Origin of the sequence: Spirosoma foliorum, assembly GCF_014117325.1 — a bacterium.
Lineage (GTDB): Bacteria > Bacteroidota > Bacteroidia > Cytophagales > Spirosomataceae > Spirosoma > Spirosoma foliorum.
Window position 1 is genome coordinate 6,333,701 of the sequence record NZ_CP059732.1, and the last position, 23,267, is coordinate 6,356,967.

General features: G+C 40.7%; 23 protein-coding genes and 1 pseudogene. 16 read left to right on the forward strand and 8 right to left on the reverse strand.

The window, feature by feature from the left end; translation table 11 throughout:
- The first annotated feature begins 298 nt into the window (after nt 1–298).
- Nucleotides 299–895 carry a DUF6088 family protein gene (locus H3H32_RS26650; RefSeq protein ID WP_182458794.1) on the forward strand — a complete coding sequence of 199 codons (597 nt, stop codon included), beginning with the start codon at nt 299–301 and terminating at the stop codon, nt 893–895.
- The gene (locus H3H32_RS26655; RefSeq protein WP_182458795.1) at nt 885–1,841 is read left to right on the forward strand and encodes a nucleotidyl transferase AbiEii/AbiGii toxin family protein; all 957 of its coding nucleotides are present in this window, start codon (nt 885–887) and stop codon (nt 1,839–1,841) included. The genes H3H32_RS26650 and H3H32_RS26655 overlap by 11 nt, the downstream gene beginning before the upstream one ends.
- A gap of 22 nt (nt 1,842–1,863) precedes the next feature.
- Here the strand turns inward: H3H32_RS26655 and H3H32_RS26660 are convergent, their stop codons facing one another.
- The 3 genes from H3H32_RS26660 to H3H32_RS26670 all read right to left on the reverse strand — a co-directional run bounded on the left by H3H32_RS26660 (nt 1,864) and on the right by H3H32_RS26670 (nt 3,881).
- Nucleotides 1,864–2,319 carry a hypothetical protein gene (locus tag H3H32_RS26660; RefSeq protein ID WP_240543842.1) on the reverse strand — a complete coding sequence of 152 codons (456 nt, stop codon included), beginning with the start codon at nt 2,317–2,319 and terminating at the stop codon, nt 1,864–1,866.
- Nucleotides 2,320–2,404: 85 nt separating this feature from the next.
- Nucleotides 2,405–3,745: a radical SAM/SPASM domain-containing protein gene (locus tag H3H32_RS26665; RefSeq protein ID WP_182458797.1), complete on the reverse strand. Its 1,341-nt coding sequence runs from the start codon at nt 3,743–3,745 to the stop codon at nt 2,405–2,407.
- Complete coding sequence (locus H3H32_RS26670; protein WP_182458798.1) at nt 3,699–3,881, reverse strand: hypothetical protein; 183 nt, start codon at nt 3,879–3,881, stop codon at nt 3,699–3,701. The genes H3H32_RS26665 and H3H32_RS26670 overlap by 47 nt, the downstream gene beginning before the upstream one ends.
- 126 nt (nt 3,882–4,007) lie before the next feature.
- Between H3H32_RS26670 and H3H32_RS26675 the strand changes: the two genes are divergently transcribed.
- The 5 genes from H3H32_RS26675 to H3H32_RS26695 all read left to right on the forward strand — a co-directional run bounded on the left by H3H32_RS26675 (nt 4,008) and on the right by H3H32_RS26695 (nt 8,087).
- Nucleotides 4,008–4,415 carry a helix-turn-helix domain-containing protein gene (locus tag H3H32_RS26675; RefSeq protein WP_182458799.1) on the forward strand — a complete coding sequence of 136 codons (408 nt, stop codon included), beginning with the start codon at nt 4,008–4,010 and terminating at the stop codon, nt 4,413–4,415.
- A gap of 87 nt (nt 4,416–4,502) precedes the next feature.
- On the forward strand, nt 4,503–4,982 hold the full coding sequence (locus H3H32_RS26680; protein WP_182458800.1) for a hypothetical protein: 480 nt from the start codon (nt 4,503–4,505) through the stop codon (nt 4,980–4,982).
- 185 nt (nt 4,983–5,167) lie between these two features.
- Complete coding sequence (locus H3H32_RS26685) at nt 5,168–6,313, forward strand: DNA cytosine methyltransferase (protein ID WP_182458801.1); 1,146 nt, start codon at nt 5,168–5,170, stop codon at nt 6,311–6,313.
- Entirely contained in the window at nt 6,291–7,364 is a 1,074-nt protein-coding gene (locus tag H3H32_RS26690; protein ID WP_182458802.1) for a DUF262 domain-containing protein, read from the forward strand. The genes H3H32_RS26685 and H3H32_RS26690 overlap by 23 nt, the downstream gene beginning before the upstream one ends.
- A 36-nt stretch (nt 7,365–7,400) precedes the next feature.
- Nucleotides 7,401–8,087 carry an MAE_28990/MAE_18760 family HEPN-like nuclease gene (locus H3H32_RS26695; protein ID WP_182458803.1) on the forward strand — a complete coding sequence of 229 codons (687 nt, stop codon included), beginning with the start codon at nt 7,401–7,403 and terminating at the stop codon, nt 8,085–8,087.
- Nucleotides 8,088–8,099: 12 nt separating this feature from the next.
- On the opposite strand, the gene H3H32_RS26700 is transcribed toward H3H32_RS26695, so the two are convergent.
- The 3 genes from H3H32_RS26700 to H3H32_RS26710 all read right to left on the reverse strand — a co-directional run bounded on the left by H3H32_RS26700 (nt 8,100) and on the right by H3H32_RS26710 (nt 9,935).
- Complete coding sequence (locus tag H3H32_RS26700) at nt 8,100–8,342, reverse strand: hypothetical protein (RefSeq protein ID WP_182458804.1); 243 nt, start codon at nt 8,340–8,342, stop codon at nt 8,100–8,102.
- Between the two features lie 2 nt (nt 8,343–8,344).
- Entirely contained in the window at nt 8,345–8,614 is a 270-nt protein-coding gene (locus H3H32_RS26705) for a DNA-binding protein (RefSeq protein ID WP_182458805.1), read from the reverse strand.
- Nucleotides 8,615–8,720: 106 nt separating this feature from the next.
- On the reverse strand, nt 8,721–9,935 hold the full coding sequence (locus H3H32_RS26710; RefSeq protein ID WP_182458806.1) for a site-specific integrase: 1,215 nt from the start codon (nt 9,933–9,935) through the stop codon (nt 8,721–8,723).
- A gap of 456 nt (nt 9,936–10,391) precedes the next feature.
- Between H3H32_RS26710 and H3H32_RS26715 the strand changes: the two genes are divergently transcribed.
- The gene (locus tag H3H32_RS26715) at nt 10,392–10,628 is read left to right on the forward strand and encodes a hypothetical protein (protein WP_182458807.1); all 237 of its coding nucleotides are present in this window, start codon (nt 10,392–10,394) and stop codon (nt 10,626–10,628) included.
- Between the two features lie 363 nt (nt 10,629–10,991).
- Complete coding sequence (locus tag H3H32_RS26720; RefSeq protein ID WP_182458808.1) at nt 10,992–14,393, forward strand: NACHT domain-containing protein; 3,402 nt, start codon at nt 10,992–10,994, stop codon at nt 14,391–14,393.
- Between the two features lie 467 nt (nt 14,394–14,860).
- Here H3H32_RS26720 and H3H32_RS38320 read toward each other — a convergent pair whose 3' ends face one another.
- A complete protein-coding gene (locus H3H32_RS38320; RefSeq protein ID WP_182464486.1) occupies nt 14,861–15,103 on the reverse strand; it encodes a toprim domain-containing protein in 243 nt (80 codons plus the stop codon).
- A gap of 566 nt (nt 15,104–15,669) precedes the next feature.
- On the opposite strand from H3H32_RS38320, the gene H3H32_RS26730 reads away from it, so the two are divergent.
- The 7 genes and pseudogenes from H3H32_RS26730 to H3H32_RS26760 all read left to right on the forward strand — a co-directional run bounded on the left by H3H32_RS26730 (nt 15,670) and on the right by H3H32_RS26760 (nt 21,770).
- Entirely contained in the window at nt 15,670–16,143 is a 474-nt protein-coding gene (locus H3H32_RS26730; RefSeq protein WP_309547113.1) for a sll1863 family stress response protein, read from the forward strand.
- Between the two features lie 467 nt (nt 16,144–16,610).
- Nucleotides 16,611–17,277: pseudogene (locus tag H3H32_RS26735) on the forward strand (sterol desaturase family protein).
- 45 nt (nt 17,278–17,322) lie between these two features.
- On the forward strand, nt 17,323–17,586 hold the full coding sequence (locus H3H32_RS26740; protein ID WP_182458810.1) for a hypothetical protein: 264 nt from the start codon (nt 17,323–17,325) through the stop codon (nt 17,584–17,586).
- A 609-nt stretch (nt 17,587–18,195) separates the two neighbouring features.
- Entirely contained in the window at nt 18,196–19,944 is a 1,749-nt protein-coding gene (locus tag H3H32_RS26745) for an alpha-amylase family glycosyl hydrolase (protein WP_182458811.1), read from the forward strand.
- A gap of 124 nt (nt 19,945–20,068) precedes the next feature.
- On the forward strand, nt 20,069–20,992 hold the full coding sequence (locus H3H32_RS26750; protein ID WP_182458812.1) for a universal stress protein: 924 nt from the start codon (nt 20,069–20,071) through the stop codon (nt 20,990–20,992).
- 107 nt (nt 20,993–21,099) lie between these two features.
- Nucleotides 21,100–21,477, forward strand: coding sequence for a hypothetical protein (locus H3H32_RS26755; RefSeq protein WP_182458813.1), 378 nt, complete (start codon nt 21,100–21,102; stop codon nt 21,475–21,477).
- 140 nt (nt 21,478–21,617) lie between these two features.
- The gene (locus H3H32_RS26760) at nt 21,618–21,770 is read left to right on the forward strand and encodes a hypothetical protein (protein ID WP_182464604.1); all 153 of its coding nucleotides are present in this window, start codon (nt 21,618–21,620) and stop codon (nt 21,768–21,770) included.
- A 4-nt stretch (nt 21,771–21,774) separates the two neighbouring features.
- Here H3H32_RS26760 and treA read toward each other — a convergent pair whose 3' ends face one another.
- Nucleotides 21,775–23,226, reverse strand: coding sequence for an alpha,alpha-trehalase TreA (treA, locus tag H3H32_RS26765; RefSeq protein WP_240543499.1), 1,452 nt, complete (start codon nt 23,224–23,226; stop codon nt 21,775–21,777).
- Between the last annotated feature and the right edge of the window lie 41 nt (nt 23,227–23,267).

The window sequence follows — 23,267 nt, forward strand, 5'->3', positions numbered from 1 at the left end:
GGGTCTGCAAAGTACAGAGCACCTAAATCGATCAATCATGATGATCAAGTAACAAAATCAAGCTATTGTATTTCGGTTGAGCGGCCCTATCAATATTCGAGTGGCTCAAATCATCCTACACTATAAACAACTCCTATTCTCGCTTATAGGTCATTTCTAGATCATTTATTTACACTTACATTAACATAAGTCATTATTAATCATATATTTACCCTGTATCTTTGCATGAATTGTGAATTAATATTCTTGCATTTACGTTTCCTCTGAGCTATACTTACAATAAAATAAAGAGGTCACCATGAAAATAGACGAACTCAAAAGCCACCTAAAAAAGGGGGAAGTCTATCGGAGAGTCGATTTGGCAAAATGGTCAAAGTCGATTGATCGTCATTTAGATCAGCTTGTTGCAGACGGAACGTTGCAAAAACTGGCACCAGGCATGTACTACGTACCCAAAGAAACCGTTTTTGGCCAAACACCGCCAAACGAAGAAATCCTGGTGCGCCGATTTTTAAACGATGATCGGTTCCTGTTAACGTCCCCTAATAGCTATAATAGCTTGGGAGTCGGCACCACACAGCTTTATAACCAACGGATTGTCTACAACCACAAGCGTCATGGCGAGTTTAAACTGGGCAATCGAAACTTTTCGTTCCGTAAAAAACCGCACTTCCCTAAAAAAGCCACACAAGAGTTTTTATTAGTGGACCTACTCAATAATCTGGACACACTGGCTGAGGATCAAAATCATGTGTTAAAAAACGTATTTACAAAGGCCTTAACAATGGATACCAACAAGTTGAAACAAGCGGTTTCAGAATACGGCCATGTGAAAACCAAGAAATTATTAGAACCCTTCATCCAAACTAGCGAACAGTCCCACTATGCCCACTAGTTATCTGCACGAACGCAGGGATTTTTTAGATTTACTGCGTATCCTTGAAGACGAAACAGGCATTCAAGCCGGTTTGATCGAAAAGGATTATTGGATCATGCATGTACTGTATGGGTTAAAAAGACAGCAATTCGATTTCGAGTTAAAAGGCGGAACATCCCTGTCGAAAGGCTATAAGATCATCGACCGTTTTTCCGAAGATATTGACATCCATATCCAAGCTCCGGTTGCACTAGGGGTTAATGAAAACCCTAAAAATACCAAGAAACAGGCCGTAGAAGGCCGAAAAGTCTTTTACAATTGGCTGGCTGCTAACATAAAAATAGAGGGTATTCTATCCGTCGAACGAGACACTAATTTTGATGACACGGAACATTATCGCAGTGGCGGTATACGATTATTATACCAAAGCCAAACCGAAACGATTGACGGTGTCAAGGAAGGGATATTGCTTGAAGCGGGCTTTGACACCGTTCGTCCCAATCAAGCCCTAACGATTTCATCGTGGGCATTCGACAAAGCGATTGCGAATCCCAAAATTAGTATCATCGATAATCGAGCCGTCGATATCCTTTGTTATCATCCTGGCTACACCTTCGTCGAAAAACTGCAAACGATTGCGACGAAGTTTCGTCAGGAACAGCAAGGCGGAGAAGTTCGTGTTAATTTTATGAGGCAATATTATGACGTTGCTCAATTATTAGACAATGAACAAGTACTCGCCTTTATTGGTACTGACGCCTATGAGCAACACAAACAAGCCCGATTTCCGAAAGCAAACTTGGCTGTTCCAATAGCCGAAAACGAGGCTTTTTTATTGAATGATCCTGTCCTAAGAGCAAAGTTTAAAAACCGCTATGAAGGTACCTCATCACTCTATTATAATGGACAGCCAGAGTTTTTAGCTATTCTAGCCAAAATTCAGGAGCATTTACACAAGCTGTAATTCTATGCTGATTACAGTTTTGCTATTTATTGGCATACCTTAAAAACCACTGAAAATCACGCTCAAGTGTTGTTCTGTTATCATAGATGTCACGGAACTGCACTTTCAAGGTAATCGGTGCCAATTGCTTACGGGCATGTTCAATGGCTGCGTTATCTTCATATTCATCAAAGCGCGTTTCAAAAATCGTTAGCGATGAATTGGGCAACACAACCCGCGTAACCGAGTCATTGGTTGGGGCAAACAGATAGGATTTGGGTGCCAGAGCAAGGCATTCTTCCAAATCGGCATGAAACACTCCATTCTTACTACAGCTCAGCTTGTCGATGATTAAAGGTCCTAATCCGTTGTTGCGTAAATGAACGGCAAGTGTCTTTCGTTGGTCTTCCAATACAATTTGTCCCAGCGGCTTAAGCGACTTTTCATTATGAATCCGTTGTAGATACAATTGATAAAATGTGGCCAGCAATGCTAACACTGAAATCAAAATTGCCAAGTTCGCCTCCCATGATGCAAACGCTTATGATGCAGAAAGCACCTTCTTACCAAAAGATGCTTTCCGGTTAGCCTATCATTCTATAATCCTGCAATAATTTCAATCGTTCCCGCGCCTGCAATTCGTAAATCAAGGGAATAAACCGATGATACAGGCTGCATTGGGGGTCTTTGCCATTCACCCGATACACCGGACATCCACTGGTGCAAACTGACCGGTAACGGCAGAACTGGCAATCTTGAGATTTCATCTCTTCATAATGGCTTCCCTGCTGGATCATATCCACCAAATCCATATCCGTGTCGAAGAGGCTATACGATAGCTGGGTGGCATCGCCAAAATGGACATGGCAATAATTGACTGTGCCATCCACATAGATCGCTCCGCCGGAAAAACCCGATGCGCAGGTTTGAAAGCCTAACTCACTCGGTTTGAGATCGCAGAATTGATGACGGTGAGAAAAACGCCAGCCCTGCCCGATAGCCTCTTTCATCAACCCATAGGATTCTGACAGGTATTTGTCCAGCAATTCCGCGTCAATGGCTTCACCTTTGACAATCGAATAACGAAACGGAACGTCCAGGTCGATCAAGTAACGCGTTAGACGCGGCAATCCCGTCAGGTTGTTGTTGGTCACCACCGTATTGGTCGATACCGGAAGCTGATGAGCAAGTAGTATCTGCAAATTCCGATCAATAAGCGCAAAACTCCCTGCTCCTGATTTAAAGGTGCGTGTGTTGTCATGATCTACATCTAACCCATCCAGCGAAACCCCATAGCTGATACCATATTCCTTTGAGAAGGCCAATATCTCGTCGGTTAAAATGGTCAGGTTGGTAATAAACGAGCACTCCAACTGACAGTCTATATCTTGCAAGGTGCTTTTGGCCCGTGGAATAAAGGTTTTCCAGGCTTTGAACTGGCTGAGGGGTTCTCCTCCGGCCAAGCGCAATTTGATGGACTTGAGACCCCGTTTGTGAACCGTCTCGACCATCTTGTTTAACAACTGCTGACGGGTCGTCTCCAACATGCCTGACGTGGTGTTGAGCGTCGAGATGTAACAGTAGCTACAGGTCAGATTACACCGATTGGTGGTGTGAATCCAGAAGTTGAGCGACTTAGGGCTACTCGGTTTTCGGGGTGAACTAAACTGCTGGTCAAACCGGATGATTTCGGTTCGAGCCAGCAAATTTAAAAAGTCCTCAACTGTATCAGCCGCAATACCAAATTTCTCGCTTAGGGCTGATACCGAAGTCTGATTATCAATAGCCGCTAGAATGTCAGACTGTGCTCGACTGAGAATCCGCAGTGAATTCGGATAAGCACAATTGACGACAAAGGCATGTTGATCATCAATAGCTCTAAGCAGCAGTTGTGGTGATTTGATTGGTACTAATGTCTTCATCATCGTCTGCGGTTGAAGAATAGCTGATACAATCGCAATTGGCATTTGCGGATGGAATAGTCAATTCATGTTGCCCGAAGAGATGCTTGATGACAGAGGCATCATCGAATAAGAGGCTTTGTTGATTTATCGTTGTCATGGCAGTAAGTTTAGATTTTAGTCTGGCCTTTAACAGGCTAATTTTTTAGCAATAATAGAAGCACAAGACAAAATCTAAGCTAATTTTGACTTTAAGAATTTAAAGCTACACTTATAATAATCTAACATGGCTACTCTCATGACTATCGGTGAAAAGATTAGGAGCCTACGTGCAATTAAAGGTTACTCGCAAGAGACAATGGCCGATTTAATCGGCATCTCATCCATTGCTTATAGCAACATAGAGCGGAATAAGACTGATATTAGTCATTCTCGCTTAGAGCAGATTGCCAAAGTACTAGGAATGGATCTCATCAGCCTGCTTTCCCACGGAGAACAAATTGCCAATATCTTTAGTAACTGTACAAACAATAATGTAGTTGGCACAGGCAACATTGTGTATTCAGAGCAGGAACTCCGTCATCAATTGGAAAAGGCTAACTTAACCATCGCCCTGCTAACATCAGAAAAAAATAAAGCTGAGATGGAGGCTAACTACTGGAAGGAAAAATACACGCATGAGCAAAAATCATGAGCTCGCCTTCCACAAGATCATTCTTAATGTACCGGTTCTCTTTACAAATTCATACATTTGCAAATCAGGCATTTAAGATGCATATCTATGTCGTACAGCGATCTTTTAGCCCAACAGGACAAAGAACTTGAACGGCTCAATCAGGAGTATTACGCGGATCAGGCCACGATCCGGCAACTGCAAAACGATCATTACAATAAGGCCAAGTATGATGGCCAATTAGATCGGCTCAAAACACTCCACGAAAAGAAAGTCAAAGATGTACAAACCCGTTTTGCTCAGGAACAGCGTGAATATTTAGGAGAGCCAACCCCGCCGGAGCCATCACCTGATATTTCTCAAAGCCAGGATAAGGCGGCTGACATGATAAAGGCTTACCGACAGCAACAAACCTCAACCCAAACCGGGGGTCAACAAGGCACGGGCGGAGGGCAAGAAGTCAAACGATCTCAGCCTATAAAAGGCCAGCCTGTCGATGAAGATGAAGTAAAAAGGCTAGCTCAACAGACCCGTGAAAAACGAGAGCAAAAATTCCAACAACAGCATCGGCGCGGTTTTAGACGATAACTGTTAAATTTATTTATATTATGATCATGTATTCATAATATAAAATCGAATAGTAGAAGAAGGCTATCTATGAAAAAAACAACAATACTTATACTTTTCAAATGATTTATTAAAATATTCTAAGTAAGATATGTATAACTATGCAAGTATTGCATTAGATTAGTGGCAAATTTATTATAACAGGTATGATTATATCTGAACTAGCCGAAGCTACACAGCCCTCCCCCGTATTAACATCAATTAAAAATACAGCAATTGACTTCTTCTGTGGAGCGGGTGGACTAACTTATGGCCTTCGAGAAGCAGGCATCAACGTTACTACTGGCTTTGATATAGACACAGACTGTGAATACGCTTATGAACAGAATAATCCAGGGTCAAAATTTATTGAACAAAATATTAGTGAGCTAAAGGCTCAACAGGTTAGTGATTTATATCCACCAGATAACTATAAAATTTTGGTTGGATGCGCTCCATGTCAATCGTTTTCAAAATACACTCGCAAAAATAAATCTGCAAAAGATCAAAAATGGGAATTAGTAAGATCATTCGCAGACCTAATACAGGAAATCAAACCTGATGTAGTTAGTATGGAGAATGTTCCAGAACTAGCTAGTCATCAAGTATATAATGAATTCCTGCTCAAGTTGCATGAAAGTCAATACAGCATATCAGCTTCCATTGTATTTTGCCCAGACTATGGAATACCCCAACAACGTGAAAGGCTAGTATTGTTTGCTTCTCGTTTAGGCCCTATTAGCATTATTCCACCTGAATATCATTCAGAAAATTATCCAACAGTAAGAAGTGCAATCGGAAATTTAGAAGCCTTAAGAGCTGGTGATGAATCTCCAAAGGATAGGTTTCATAAGAGTTCTAAACTAGCGCCTATTAATTTACGGCGTATTAGAGCCTCAAAAGCCGGGGGTAGTTGGCGAGATTGGCCCATTGATTTAAGAGCGGATTGCCATCGATCTAAAAGTGGAGCTACTTATCCAAGTGTTTATGGACGCATGGAATGGGACAAACCTTCGCCTACTATTACAACTCAATATTTTGGTTTTGGTAATGGTAGGTTTGGTCATCCAGACCAAGATAGAGCGATTTCCTTGAGAGAGGGAGCGATTCTCCAATCATTCCCACATGATTATATATTTACCGCCCCTAATCAGAATGTTTCTTTCGCTACTATTGGCAAAATGATTGGCAATGCTGTTCCTCCTAAGCTTGGTGAAGTTGTCGGAAAGACAATCATGAATCATTTAAAGCAATTTACATCAAGCCAAACAACTGTAACCATACCTGAAAATGCCAACAGCACCAATTTCTGATGAGGCCAGAGAGATTGCCGAAAAGGAAATAATTGAGAAAGAACGGATCGTAGATTACAACACAAAAGAATATCCGGTCGAAACAGTTGTGCAGAAATACATGACTGGCAGAGATACAGATGAAAATGAGCTATTTGTTCCTGACTATCAGAGAGATTTCTCTTGGGATACAAAGCGTCAATCAAAATTTATTGAGTCTGTTATGATAGGCTTGCCTATCCCTTACATTTTCGTTGCTGATCTAAGCGATAGCGAAGGTCGGCTCGAAATTGTTGATGGATCGCAACGAATCAGAACCTTAGCCGCTTTTCTAAATAATGAACTGGTGTTAACTGGCCTTGAAAAGCTAACCAACTTAAACAACTTCCGTTTTTCAGATTTACCACTTGCACGGCAGCGAAGGTTCAACAGGAGAACTATGCGAATGATTGAATTGACCCATAAAGCCGATGAAGAGGTTCGCCGTGATATATTTGAACGTATAAATACGGGCAGCGATATTCTTAAAGACATGGAAGTTCGCCGTGGCGTTAGCAGCGGTCCTTTAATTACTTTAATAGAACAATGTGCCGCCCTACCGCTATTTAAAAAGCTTGCACCACTTTCTGAAACATCAGAAAAAAGGCGCGAACGTGAAGAATTTGTACTGCGCTTTTTTGCTTACCTTGACCGCTATGCTAAATTTGATCGCTCTGTAAGAGAATTTTTAGACGAATGGCTTGATGAAGCAAAGCAAGGTTTTAATCCAACTATTGGTCAGCAGATGAAAGCTGAATTCGAGCGAATGCTAACTTTTGTTGATCAATATTTTCCTAGTGGATTTGCTAAAGCTGCCAAACACTCGCGCACACCTCGGATTAGATTTGAAGCTATTTCTGTGGGAACAGCCTTAGCTTTAAGAATGAATCCTACTTTATCTCCTAAATCAGTAAATTGGTTATCCTCTGCTGATTTCAAAAAATTCACTACTTCTGATGCCAGTAATTCCCGCCCTAAGGTCATATCTCGAATTGAATTTGTTCGTGATAAATTATTACAGTCAAATGCATAACTTTCGGCAAAAAGTTATATAAAAATACAGTAATCCATGCCTAGTCCAGTGATGAGTGACGTTATGCGCGATTTTAGGGATCGAGTTAAAGAAATAGAGAACTATTTCGCATATGTTACTAAACTTGATGAAAATACTATAAATATAGTACCAATTACGGGAACAAGTTTGGCAGATTTAGATAGCGACTCTTGGATTAAAACTCTGAAAGCCAGTTGCTTCTTATTAATGTATAACTTGATTGAATCTACAACTAAGAATGCCATTCAGGCAATATTCGATGATTTAGAAACGAATGCTATTGAATTTGACACCTGTCGGAATGAAGTTCGGAGAATTGTAATTAATAATTTGAGAAGAACGAATCCTGATAGAATATTACCTGCTTTCTCAAAACTTTCAGTTGATATAGTGGTCAAAACGTTTGACAAGCATGATCTATTCTCTGGAAATTTGGATGCTCGCCGAATTAGAGATGTGGCCAAGGAATATGGTTTTAATAATCCTAGAGCAGATGGAAGCCAATTACTTCCTGTTAAAACGAATAGAAATGATTTAGCTCATGGTAATAAGTCTTTTGATGAGATAGGTAAAGTTTATGGAATGGATCAGCTAAATACTATGCAGAGAGATGTAAAGAAATATATGGAAGCTTTACTAAGAAACGTAGATGATTATATTACAAATAAGCAGTACTTAGCTCCAACAACGCCAATTATTTAACATTCAATTTATTCAGCGTTTTCGCTTTAATGTCTGCTTTTGTCGTTCACGAATGGCTTTCATTTCAGCAACGAGCTTTTCATGCTCATACTGGGTTTTCCCATGCACCATAGCCCTACTATAATCGTTTGGAGTATTGTCGTTTGAAGACTTCAAAAGTTTTTCTAATAGCTCCGGCTCATGTTTGGCCAGTTGATAGCCATGATTATACCCTCTCAAAAACTCAGGGGATGGCTCTTCTTCGTCTTCTATCATGGCTAAAAGGTTTCTTTAGTGTGGCGAGATACATAATCGTTAATAGAGTCGCTGTCGTACAAGATGATCTTCCTCTCAGGCTGCGAAAACCGGATGCTTCCTTCATCGCGCAGTTTCTGCAAAGTTGTTTTGCTCTGAATACGCAACTTCTTCATGGCCTCGCTGCCTGAAATCCATTTATCTTCCCTGACAGTTTGCTGTTGGTGAACCCGTTCAAGAACCTTGTCGATCAAGGCGTAAAAAGCGTCATCGTGTAGACAGATAACTTCCATTGTGCTTTTTTGACCAAAATAGCGAGTCTACCGGCAAAAGCTATACGAACCGCCTAAATACTGACTTTTAGTCATGCCCGTTTTATTTAACGGACTAATAATCAACTCATCCCAAAATTCGTTCATTGTAATTGTCCAAGATATTGACCGGTAGCCCTTTGAGGTAAATTTCGGTGGTTTTTACGCTGGAATGTCCAAGCATAGTGCTGATAGCCGTAAGCGGAATATCATGTAGCATGGCCTGGGTCGCGAATGAATGTCGGCTTACATAGCTTGTCAGGTTTGAGTCAATACCACATAGTGAGGCCAGTAGCTTCAGCTTTTTATTATATCGTTTTCTGGCCCATTGGATGTCCTTCTCACGAAGGGTTGGCGAGTCCCGTTTCAAGATCGGAAAGACGAACTTGGAATCGGGAGTTTGTTGCATGTAGTGAACCAATATGCTTTCAAGCTGCGGTGTAATCTTTATATCATACAGCTTGCCCGTTTTTCTTCGGCGATACCGGACTCGACCATTCTCTACAGAACTTTTTTCTAGATAGGCCATATCCGCGAAGTTCATTCCGTACATCATATAACTGGCAACGAAATAATTCCGCGTATTGAAGCATAGATGATTGGCAGGAATGTCCAATTGAATGATCGTTTTGAGAAACTCTCCGTCCAAAGCCCGTTTTTCCGTCGGAGCAGTCTTAATCTTATAGTCATCGAACGGATACAATTCTTTATCGGCTACCCCAGACTTTATAGCCTTGTTATAAATGGCCCGAATTGTCCGCATATAGACAGCTAATCCATTAGCGCCATTGCCTTTACTTTTATGATTGGTCTCGAATCTTGATAGGAAATCGTATGTAATTTCCTTGAACAATAGATCCTTACCCTTGCGGTATTCTTTCAAAACACTGATCAGGCCTTTATACGATCTGGCCGTACCAACCCGATGCGCCTTAATCAATTCATCTACGCATTGACTGGCGAATTGCAGAAACGAATCCTTTGCTTCTTTCTGTGTGATCCGATCTTTCAAGGAGGTGATCGACAAGGTTTGAAGGATGCCTAATTCTTGGAGTTTGAAAATAATGTCCATCGCATCGGTCTTCGCCTTGTCAATCTGATTGATCAATCGGGTTGCAGAACTTACGCCCTTGTAAGTTTTCTTAACATTCCGTTTTTGCTCATCCCAATCCTTTTCAGCAACGCTTACCCCTAGGTGGATAGAGGTTGTTTGGGCATTATGACCTAGTCGCATAATGACCGGAAAAGTGCCGTCCTTTTTGGCACGGCGTGTATCTAAGGAAATCACGACGTTTGTGTTCATGAATTAAAGATACAAAAAATTTGCACAAGATTTGCACAAGAAATCCGTATTTAAACGGTTTATTATAAAATTACATACCTTATAAATTACTAATAATCAGATCATTATAAAACATATTAAACCATATCAAACCAATAATCTGCTGACTGTTAATCAGAGGGTCGCTGGTTCGAGCCCAGCTTCGGGAGCAAAAAGCCTCAAAACGCCTGTTTTGGGGCTTTTTTGTTTTAATATGTCACAACCTGTAACACTTACAGCTCGGAAGAATATTTATACTTCTTTAAAGCAACGACGTCTTTAATAGGTTTATGAATTAACTACAAAGATTAATTTAATAAAACCTATATATCAACTAAAGTATATTGTAGGACAGTTCTACGAATCTTATGCACATCTTCATAAATCAAAATTCTATATTAGCAGTGTTAAAAACACCAACTTACTCTTACCAAGATAATGAACTACAATCTCTACGGCCTTAATTCCAATGATTTTGAGCATTTAGTACAATCATTAATGCAAAAGATTCTAGGTACAACAGCCTTGGTATTTGGAGCGGGAAAGGATGGGGCGAGGGAACTTACATTTAATGGCCAAGCCGCATTTCCTAATTCTACGGAGCAATGGAATGGCTATTGGGTTATCCAAGCAAAATATAAGAGTAAGGATGATGGAACGAATGATTATGCCTAGGTAGAAAAAAACCTCAAAAAAGATATTGAAAAGTTTGGCAAAAAAGGATATAAATATCCTGATAATTATATATTTCTTACAAATGCAACACTGACGCCAGTTGCCATTACAGGCGGAAGAGACAAGATAGAAGAGTTCAAAAAGATCTACCTAAAAAAGATTCCAAATATATTTATTGGTGGATATGATGAGATAACAAAATTCTTAGACAATAATAGAGATGTTGCCACTTCATATTCTAGTTTCATTTTATCTGGAGATATTTTATCTTCCGTTTATGAATACTTTCAATATGAATCTAATAAATCGGCGCGTAGTATAAATTTAATCAATTTATACTTACAAAAAGAATTCACAAATGAATTGAAGTCTAAATTAATACAAGCTGGAGATTTAGTAAGGACTGTAAATCTAGAAAATGTCTTTGTAGATCTATATGCAGAAAGGATTACAAACACATATGATAAACAAAAGATCAAAATTGTAGATTTTTTACTTAAAACTGGAAACAATTTAAATAGGTCACAAAACTCGGCGAATAAATTTGTAATAATAGGTGGAGCGGGAGCAGGAAAATCTACTATTACTCAATTTATAAGTCAATATTATACTGCTCATTTTTTAAAATCCAACACTAAAAAGAGAATAAGTAATATTGATAATTTCCTTAAAGAATGTCGAACAGCTAATTTGCCAGAATTAAATTGTTTAAGATTTCCAATTAAGATAATTTTAAAAGATTACGCAGGATGGATAAATGATAAGCAATCCGGCGACAATAATATTTCAGTCATACAGTATATAAGATATAGAATTAACAATATTGCTGATGCAGAAATAGATTTATACAATTTGAGAGATATATTAAAAAAACTTTCTTTTATATTTATCTTCGATGGCTTAGATGAAGTACCACCTTCTTCCAATAGAGCCATTGTAATAAAAGAAATTAATGATTTCATAGAAATTGAACTTGAAGATGCGCAATGCGACTCATTAATAATATCTACAACTAGGCCGCAAGGTTACACAAAAGAATTCAATGCAGATATTTATGAGCATTTAACATTAGTTGAAATGCCTGATGAGACCTGCTTAGAATATTTAAAAAAATTATTGAAGAATATAGAATCATCACCAGATGCTATAAAAGATTATTATAAAACCTTAAGTGATGCCTTAAAAAATGACATTACGGGTCGGTTAATGAGGACTCCATTACAGGCAACAATAATGACAATTCTTGTAACCTCTGGAGGAGAGCCTTCAATTAATAAATATCAGTTATTTAAAAAATATTATGATACTATATATAATAGAGAAAAACAAAAAAAAGTATCTAAGTTAATTAATGCGTATGAAACACAAATTAATCAAATTCATAATCTATTAGGATTTCAATTACAATCAAATGCAGAGAAATCTAACAATTTATATTCAAATATGGATTTAGATAAGTTTGAAGATTTAATTAGTGAGTATCTAAAAGGTGAGGCATGGAAAGATCAAGAAATAAATATTTTTATTAATGATTTTAAAAATACAATAACTCATAGGCTAGTGTTTATAACTGAGGTTCAAGATAAAAAAGTTGGATTTGTAGTTAGGTCATTACAGGAATTTTTTGCCGCTATTTACTATATGGACACTAGCGAGCAAAATATTCGCACAAACATCCTAAACATTGCAACAAGTGCCTATTGGCGAAATACACTGATATTTTCAATTGGATATCTTCGTATTAATAAAGAGTATTTAGTCAACGATGTTTTTGCAATCTGCGAGGAATTAAATGGGTTAGGATTACCAGCAGGTTATAATAATATAAAGGCATCAATAAAAAGTGGTTCCTGGCTTTCATTAGATATATTAACAGAAGGCATTATAAACGATGCTAAAAAATTCCTCTACAAATTTGTAACTCTTCTTGAACCTCTATTAGATATTTCTTTAATTAATGAACACGCCAAGTTCAATAAACTAGATAATAGTTTAAAGCAAGATTGGATAGTTAATATTTTCCTCAAGAAGAGGCTTAGTAAAGAAAATACTGTCCAATATTATTCTACAATTTGTGAAGTCTCTTGTATGATGTTAGCTACTTCAAGTAGTGAAAAAGCTATACAAATAAAAGATATGTTATATTCTTCGGTGAATAAAAATCAGAAGTTAGTGTTAATTGACAAGCTATACAAGTTTCAAGAAATTGATGACAGATTCATATCCTTATTCACAGAAATCCTTCTCGAATATCCGAAGTTAAGTCTTGAGAAAATTATCATTCGAGAGCTTGGAAAGTCATTATTTATTATTAATTTACTTGACACAGAAATTAATAACGGAAGAAATATTATTATTAAAAGGATTATTGAGGAATTTATACTAATATCACTAGATACAAGGGAAGAGCTTAATAAAGACATTGTCAACACTATCGTTGGGAAAATTGCAAATAAGCGATTAGCAATTTATTTGACTACTAGGCAGTCTAAAAGTATAACATATGGTTGTTTCAAAAATAATACTCTCCTTAGCTATGGCCATATAGAGGTTACTCTACTACTAACACAAAGCAAAAATACACTTAACATATACGTTCTAAAAAATATTTGCGAACAGTATAATATACCCTATCTATATTTATATTTTACTTACTTATTCTATCCAACTTTATCTAATTTAATTAATTTTTTCAATTCATTGGATTTAGAAAGTCTACCAGTAAAAGAAAAATTTTCTTCTACTATTACAAATGATTGGTTATTTAATTTTATTACGAAATCTAGCAACAATACCTTTAGTAATACAAATATCTATTTGCAACAAATTAATTTAATCAAAGATGAAGATATTGTAAACATGGAAAATAATCTTATTACTAGTACAAATGACGATATTAAACTAAAACTAGCTAGCTCAAGGACTTTTAGAATAGATGAAGGTGATGCTTCAGTAAAAAAAATTATTGAGGCACTTAATCTACAACATGGCCACCTGAATATCGACACTCTTAATTCTTTTATCAGTATTTATGGTCTAAATAAAACATTTCAAAAAACCAAAATTAAAGCAATAGATATTGATTTAATAACTCGACTTCTTGCAAATGAAAACATAAATTTCAAATTTATCAATCAATCTGATTTTATTTTGTGTTGGTTTTATATTATTACAGATGGCAACAAACAAGTAATTTACGAGACTTTACAGCAAAATGATTGCTTCACTAAAATTCATTTAGACAATTTCGAACATTTCTATCATTTTTTATTTAGTGAAACTCCAAATCAAATTTTTTACAAAAAATTCGTTGACATTCTGAATGTTTTTCTAAATCTAGACTGTGCCAATAATTCGATAATTTTACTAGGCTATATTTTATTGGCCGGTGACGAATTAGCGATAAAAACAACAAAAGAATTATTGACTAGAATAAATTTTAAAAATCTTGTTAATGTAAACTATATTTCTAACGAAGCGAGAATTAGCAAATTCTTGATACTATTATTTTCAGAAACTAATCCTTGGAAAAACAATCATGAAGTTTCTAATGAATTTAAAATGATTCTCGCGAAAGTTCCTCTATTATTTAAATACTTTATAAGCATTATCAATTCATTAAAAATTGACAATATCTGGGTAATTGAATTTATAATAGAGCTTGTAAATTCTGAAACTTTTCTACTCATAGAGGATGACTTTACAAAAAGCGCATATTTTACATATCTAAAAAATGTAAATGAAGTTCAAAGGGTTATTTGTTAATCATAGAAATGCCATAACATTTCTATGATTATACATTTTATAATTTACCTATGAGCTAATATATTATTTTTTCGTAAGGCTATCTATAGCTTTTCGCAATCTCAGATGAGCCTTCTGGCAACCCTGACAACAAAAAGTCGCATCAACCCTTTTTCCTTCAAACTCCTTACTACAGTATAAGCATTTTTTAGTATAGAAGAAATTAGTGAATTCTTGATAGCTACCGGGCCACCTTTGACTATATATCCGTTTCCCCTTCTGTACTCGCTCAAACTGGTAGTTACGAAGCCCGTTCTTACCTTCTTTTATTTTATTGTTTGTCTTCATGTCAATGTACGCGTTAAATCTGTGAAAGAACTGGTTTAGTCATTCGATAGTCATCTTATAGACCTTCTTTATACCGTCTATAGCCTCCCAAAAGCCTGCCTAAAGCCATCGAAAAGCCTATTTTGGTATAGACCTACATATCAGGTAATGTGATTATTCATTAGATGATCGTTGAAGTCTTTACTATTTGGGTAATAATGGGAGCAGTCCCGAACATTCAAACCTTCTTTCTTAAGCCGCTCTAAGGCTAACTTGCCGGACTTATCATTATCCAAGAAAGCGTTTACCGTAGCGTACTCAGATAGGATCGGTAAGGAGGTGTTTACGAAGGAAAGGGAGTTTAAAACGATAGTCGGATTATTTAGCCTTTGTATAGTAATCAGGACTTCGGTTCATTTTCTAAATAAACCCTCGCGCCTGAAACGAAGTAGTTTTCATCTGTCTACTCCTTAAATGGGGCGTTGCCCACTTTGAGTTAGCCGATTTGTTGAAACAGCGGAACTTCGATCTGCCCTCGCTCGTGCTCGGCAATTGTCGGACTTGCTGGACCATTGAACAGATTGGGTAAGCCCTCCAGGACTTGTTGTTTCCACTAAGTAATTTGACAGGGCCACTGTGCATTGGCATGAATGCCGAATTCGCTGCTGAGCTGAGCAAGCGTTTTGCGCCCTTTTAGCGTTTCCAAGCCGACTTTGATTTTACACTTATCGGTACTGGCCAACAATTGGAGAACTCCATATTAATACTGGCTTTAAGCGATCTTCAATTTCTACGCCAACTGCCTATTTGAAACAAGTGGAGCCATAGCCCCAGGCGTTCATAATCACCACATGTACTGCAAATAAGATTTATTCTAAGCAGTTTATAAGGTTTATCTAAGCTCATTCCAAGACGACAAGTCGTACTTTGAAGCCAGTTAGTACACCTTATTAATTCGAACGTTATGAACATGAAAACACGAACACTTAAGTCCCTAACAATCACGTCGTTACTTGCGTTGTCATTAACCGGCCTTCAGTCCTGCAATAGTACATCGGAGGAGTCTCGAACCGAAGAGGCTATAGAAAACACGGGGGATGCCATAAAGGCAGATACCAAAGAAACGGCTGAGGAAGTGTCCGCTAATTTTCAGACCGAGCGGGATAAAGTCGTTGCTAACCTAGAGGAACAACGGGATAAACTCGATCAAAAAATCGACGAGTTAAGTAACAAACTGGACCAGAAAAGCAACAAAGCCGACAAGACAATGAACCGTCAAGTAGAAAAATTAAAAACGGAGCGAGAGGAGTTGAATAAAGATATTGACAAGGCTAAAAATGCAACAGCTGATGCCTGGCAGGACGTTAAAGCAGGCTTCAAGAAAGCAGGACGTTCCATTGGCAATGCCTTTGACGAAGCTGGCGACCGGCTCGATAACAACTAGTCTGGGAGAAATCTGAATAGATCAATCCGGCTTACCAGTTCAAACACTGGCTAAGCGGGTTGACCTCACATAAGTTAGCAAAAACTAAACGTACTCTCTCCCTAGGGAGCCTTGCTAGTGGGCAGCCGATGTTTTTAGTTACAACTCCGCAACGTCTGTCAACTCAACATTCTTAATTTTTCTTTTGTATGCACGAAGTCTTATTTGGTGCACCAGTAATTCCTTTAGAGCGACTGTGGACCGTCGAAAAAGCGGCACCAGACCTTATTGTCTGGGCAGCTCCGGTCATGTTTTTACTGACCGGAGTAGAAATCCTGATTACGCATTTACAGGAGAAGCCCTATTATAATAAACAGGAAACGATTGGGTCTATTTTAGTGGGTTTAGGCTCAGTTGTGATTGGAACCAGTCTGAAACTCGGCCTGCTGTATGGGGTAGTCTGGCTTTACAACCTACTTCCCTGGCGCATGTCACTTCAGTGGTGGACGTTTATTCCCTGTTACCTCATCTTTGATTTTTTTAGTTATTGGGCGCACCGCATTTCGCATGAACGTCGATTCTGGTGGACAACCCATGTGGTTCATCATTCCAGTGAGCATTACAATCTGACGGTTTCATTCCGTCTGAGCTGGATTCAGAATTTGAAGGTTATTTTTTTTTCTACCCGTAGCCCTGATCGGCTTTCACCCCATCATTTTCTTTACGGTTAGCCAGGTAGCCGTCCTGTTCCAGTTTTGGGTGCATACCGAGTACATCCGTCGATTGCCGAATTGGGTCGAATTTATTTTCGCCACGCCCTCTAACCACCGGGTACATCATGGATCGCAGGAGAAGTACATCGATAAAAATTACGGGGCTACGTTTATTATTTGGGATCGGCTACTAGGAACCTACCAGCCCGAAGAAGAAGCGCCGATCTACGGTATTACAACAAATATTGGCAACAAAGCGAATCCAATACACATCAATTTTCACGAGTTCATCGACATGGTGAATGACGTGCGAAAAGCCCGTGGACTTCGACAGAAGCTCTTTTATCTTTATGGTAGCCCTATTGCCGTGGCACAAAAAAAACAGCAGCCTGTCAACATAGAGACCGTTTCGGAGGATGAATTGATTGAACGGGCGGTATAACGTACAGATTACTATCAATACACATTTAAACGATTCAATCACGATATGGCAAGCGAAGACAGAGAAGATATCATCCGGGCCAAACAGGCCATTTCGCCCAATGGGCTGGAAAACCAATCGGCGGAAGGGCACAGTGGGGTAAGTACCGAGCAACCTGTCGGCGATTTACCCGACGAGAAACTTCCCAATCAGGAACTGACGGATAAGTACATGGATGGCTCCGATGAGCCAGGCGAAAACGTGCGGGTTATGAATCCGAATCGCAATCCAGACAACAAGCCGAGCATTGATAAACCCGCTTATGATTAGATTGGAAACAAACCAGTTGACGTCGAAACTCAATACCTGGTAATATAAGCCTTTTTGTTTATGTGGCACTCCCCCAGCCCGTAAAGGGAGCTTAGCTTAATTTGAATCAAGCTTGAACTCCCTTTACGGGTTGAGGGTAAATTGACAGCCAAATTCTAACCGTTCCGTACCCATAACGGCCACACCATTTTGAGCCACTTACCCAGGAGTAAATGCGTTAACTATCTGTCAGGATTCACAGAAAAAGCCGGATGGCGTGATTAAGCATCCTCAATTCAGTCAATCTATTCTCTAAGTACTTTCTAATACTTGCTTAAGGTGATTCTAAATTGCCCCTGCGTTCTTTGATTTATATCAACTTAAACCATGCGATGACAGGCTTATGATAACTTGTCTTACAGGATCGCTTCTTACACGCTCAGTTGTAGCTGTAATTGTATTAGGTTTTCAAGTCTGGAAGCGCGCCTAGATGATCAGAAAACAGATTGACATCCGGGAATTTCTACGGTATTAGTCGTACTTAATGAACAACGCGCGATTCAATTTGACTGGTTAAGCGGAGCTTTAATAAGTAGCTCTATCTGCTTACCGCATCTATGTATAAACCCTATGATGAATCAGCTCGATATAAACAGACGAACCCTTGGGGTCACTTTTTCTACAGAACAGCAGGCGACTGTAGTTTTATGGGCTCCGCTGGCCAAACAGGTGGCGGTAGCTATCCATGACCAGCCTGTACACCTTCCGTTAATAAACGATCATTCAGGTTATTGGCAGTTGGAGACTGACCAAATCAAACCTGGCGATTTGTATACGTTTGTGCTCGACAATGAGAAGGAATATACTGATCCGGCATCGCTGTTGCAGCCTCAGGGCGTATATGGCCCTTCTCAGGCGGTAGATACGGACAAATTCTACTGGGAAGATTCCTCCTGGATCAACCCGCCCCTCAATGAGTACATTATTTATGAACTCGACATTCACACTTTTACGACCGATGGCACGCTCCAGGCGATCATCAGCAAACTGGGCCATTTGAAAAAACTAGGCATCAACGCGCTTGTTATCAGACCCGTCGCGCCCTTTCCGGAGTCAACAAACCAGCCACATAAGGAATCGTTTATTTATGCCGTACAGGCTTCGTATGGAGGCCCTACCCAGTTGCAACAACTGATCAATGCCTGTCATTATGAGGGCATTGCGGTCATACTGGACATAATTCCAAATTCTATCGATCAGGGGGCAACCAGTAATCGGGACATCAGCACGTATATTCCCAGAAAACAAAGTACCAGTCAGGCTAAAGCCACTCAGTTCACTACTATCCAGCAGAACGCGTATCGGCGTTACCTGATTGAGAATGCCTTGATGTGGTTCCGTGATTTTCATGCCGACGCTATTCGCCTGGATGTAGGGGATTCATTTAGTGATTCTGAGCGAATTCTACAGGAAATTCGGGAACACACCAATAAATTGACAGCCCTAACGGGTCGTCAGTACTACCTGCTTATCGAACAGGGTCTGACCGAAATACCCATGTATAGTCCAACGAGTCAGCAAGTTGGCAGTGATCCGTTAGCAACGATCAACGACGATTGCCGGAGTTACTACCTCACCGACAGAAGCGGTGATCACCAGGCAAAAACCTACCGGGAGGATTTTGCATATGATACCCATTTTTCGTCAATTCTTGAGGAACTGTTTGAACGACAGGCAAAAACTGAACCTGTAGCGCCTTTGCTTACAGTTTCCCAACAGTATAAGCAGACGGGTCATCACGAATTACCTGAAGAAGAAGCGGTCATTAGCCTTGAATTGTTAAAACTTACGGCCGGCTCCATTATGGTTAGCCCCTATATTCCGACCATTTTCATGGGCGAAGAGTGGGGGGCTACGAATCCGTTTTCGGAATCATTACAAACCAGTGCGTTTCCTGCCGTTCACGCTACGGATAAAGTAGCTCTATTGACCGATAACAAACCCCTTTCGTGGGAATTACTGAAGCAGGTTCCCAATAAAACTCTCTACCACTTTTATCAGGCCCTTACCGCCTTACGCCGATCACAACCGGCACTCTACCATCTGAATCCAAAACAGGTAGAAATCAATCACCGGCAAGACCAGCAGACGATGATCCTTCACCGCTGGTGTAGAGACAATCACGTACTTTGCCTACTAAACTTTTCTCAGATAGATCAGCCGATTACGTTGCCTTCTCTGGGAAAAAACTGGCAGAAATTACTCGATTCGGCCGACCCGCTTTGGAGCGGTCCTGTAGCTTCTCTAGACTTTCTCTCGGATGAGGACACGCTCATTCTACAGCCCGAATCGATCGTGGTTTATAAAGCGCGGTCATAACTATTTGCGTAACAAGCTGGACTTTCTTATCAAATTCTAATCGGGCATTAAGCAGTTATTAAGCATTGCGGTGGAACTTGGATTCAGTACCAACTAGTTTAAATCGATCTAAATCCTCAAAGCCATGCAAACTAGCCCTATAAAAAAACTACTGGTTCCAATTGATTACAGCCAAACAGCGCTTAATGCCTTAGACTTAGCCGTGGCTATGGCTCAGCGTCATAATGCCGAAATACGGCTAGCGCACGTGGCAAAATCGAACTCGGATGACTATCTCTGGGAAGATGGTGATCTGCTGGATGGTTTTAGCAAATCTCCGAGTGAAAAAGAAATCCTGAGGTTACGCCAACTCGCCGAAACCATATCCACTACGCATTCTATATCTTGTTCATTTGACTGCAAAACGGGTATAGTATGCGATAAAATTGTGGAGGCAGCCGCTGAGTTCAGCGCCGACTTAATCGTGATCGGCACACATGGTACGTCTGGCTTGCGCTCTTATTTTATGGGGCTGGAAGCGTACCGGGTTGTTAAGGCAGCCGCTTGCCCCGTACTGACGGTTCCTAATCACCAAAAATGGACCAGTTTCCGGGAAATCATCTTCCCGGTTCGGCCAATTCCGGGCACTATCGACAAATATGACCTTGCGCGGACAATTAGCCTTAAAAATAACGCACACCTGACTGTTCTTGGTTTACTTGACCGCCATGATGAGCTGAAAAATGAAATCTTAACAAGCGTTCTCGCAACGTTGAACAATCGGTTAACGCTTGATAAAATCAACGGCGATATGCTTTTGGTGGAAACGGATTCAGTTCCCTATACGATACGCCAAAAAGCAAGTGAACTACAGGCCGACCTGATCGTTATTACGTCCGACATCCACACGGCCAGTAAATTTTCTTTATTCGGCCCGTTTGTTGAGCAGATTGTCAATCACGCTAAAGTGCCTGTATTAGCAATCAAACCGCAACCTATTGCTGGTACACTGCAACAACCTGCAGACGGACTTTTTCAGGCCATAACGTCAGCATTTAGTCCGGCTTAACGGCCCCTAATACTCAGCAATACATGACTGGTGCCATTAGTATAAGCGGCATGTAGCTAATCCTATTTTTGGGGCATTTCTGACTTTAGTTCTATTCCATACGCATCATGAACTATCTGATTCGATTTCATCTGTACGAAAATCCCTCCCGTCAAAACTTCCGTCAGTTGGGATCTGATCAATGGGTTCAGAAGCCCCCCAGGTTTATATACGGCTTACCCTACCGATTAGAAGCTGAAGGATTCGGCCAAATCGGTCACCCCTGCCAGGTTTATGTAGTGGCCAATCCACTCATTATTAAGCCCTTGCTGGACAGAGCAAACCCTCGCAGGAAACGGTTTCTGATTGACGTCTTTTTAGCCCGACTAGAAGAGTGGGGCTGGTTTGAGGAAGCTCCTGAAATCAGGCAAAAAACGAGGGCCAGTTGCAGGCTTCCTAAGCAAATGGACAACTGGCTGGTGAAGGCCAACGAGCCAGGCATTTAATAACCGGTCAATACACCCATCCCATTCCGGCAACAGGAAGTCTGGTTCCGCAATGAATTGACTGACTACGACAAGACCCAAAAAGTTTGAACGTGTGTAGGATTACTTTACCTTCTACGCCATACTAGCCCGCGTTACTGATGACCACTCATATGAGTATGGCACTAAGGGGATTAATCCAGGAGTTATTCACCAAATGGCAGATTCCAACCAACTTCATGTTTATCGGCTCTCCCGGCCAGCGATTCCAGTACCGCGTTGAGGAACTGGGTGGAGTGAGGCTGATTATTTGATGGATTATTTCTCACTTAACAGCTTCAACAACACCCCGTTTGTCCAGCCGAAACCATCCTGATTGGGATATTCGCCCCCTTTGGCCGTGGCTGTATTGATAACGTCGTACTTTTCGACCATCTTACCGCTGGCTTTATAGACGCGCAAGTTCTCAGTCACCCAATTCATTTTAATTTTAGTAGCCAGTGGTAGCTGTCTATAGTTTCGCAGTCCTCGAATAGCCAGCCCCTGTAAGGGAGCCCAGCCGTTAGGTGCGTCCCACTGTTCGCCCGTGCGGACGAGCGTAGTGGTTAAACCGCCGGGTTTCAGGAAGGATTGCTCCAGTTTCCGAGCTACGGCCATTGACTGAACAGGCGTCGCTATTTTTACAAAAAGCGGATAAACAGCCGCTAGTGAATAAACCGTCGACGGCTTTCGGGCTACAAAATCATAATCGAAATAGAACTGACTTTTCGCGTTCCAGCAGTAGCGTTGAATAGCCTCCCGCCGTTGCTGAGCCAGTTGCAGATACTTTTTCGACTGGGCATCATCACCCTTCATCCGGTACGCTTCGGCCAGGGTTTGTTCCAGATGAACGAGCAGCGAGTTCAAGTCGACCGGGATAAAATCTGTTGTATGGATTGTCTGGAGCCTCTTGCCATCACGCAACCATCGGCTGCTGAAATCCCAACCCGATTCGGCCCCGGCCCGAAGGTGCCGATACAGTAGTTTCGGATCTTTGGCGCGTCGGGCCAGTAGTACATCTTCCCGGTATGACTCCGGGCGGGGTGTTTGTTTATCATCGAAATACCGGTTCAGGTAAACGTCTTCGGCCAGCCGCACCACCCGCCGGTGAACCGGGTGCTGGGCCGTAAGCTGGTCTTTCCCATCCATCCAGAAATCATATTCCTGTTGCAATTGGGGCAGGTAATTGATCAGTACCCGGCGGCCCCGTAGTTCGCTGAGCAGGTTCACCATGAACGAAAAAAACGGTGGCTGCGAGCGCCCTAAAAAGTAGGTCCGGTTGCCGTTGGGAATAAAACCAACCGTTTTGATGAGGTAGGCAAAATTGTCGACCATGTTCCGAATCTGACTAGTCTGGCCCGATGCCCGCAACCCCAGCATCGTAAAATAACTGTCCCAGTAATAAATTTCGCCAAAACGTCCGCCCGGCACTACGTAGGGCTTTGGTAACGGAATCAGCGAACCGGTCTGCTGAGCTGCTTTAGACGTTAGCGATGCAGGGCGGGTGAGCACGGGCCATAAATCAGTAATATGCTCTTGAACCGATTGCCCGGCTTTGCTGGTGTAGCCCGACGCAGGCTTTATTGGTAACGTAAAGTTCTGTAACACAAACGCTTTCAAATTGAAATCACTCCGCTGGCGGGCCACTTCGTAATTCGACAGAATCGTTTCTGGTGGAAGTTTGGGCGTACAATCGGCAAAGGTTTTGGAGTCCGGGAAAACGGCTTTCATCTGAACGGCCTCGAATAAAGCCCCAAACTGTTCATCGGGGC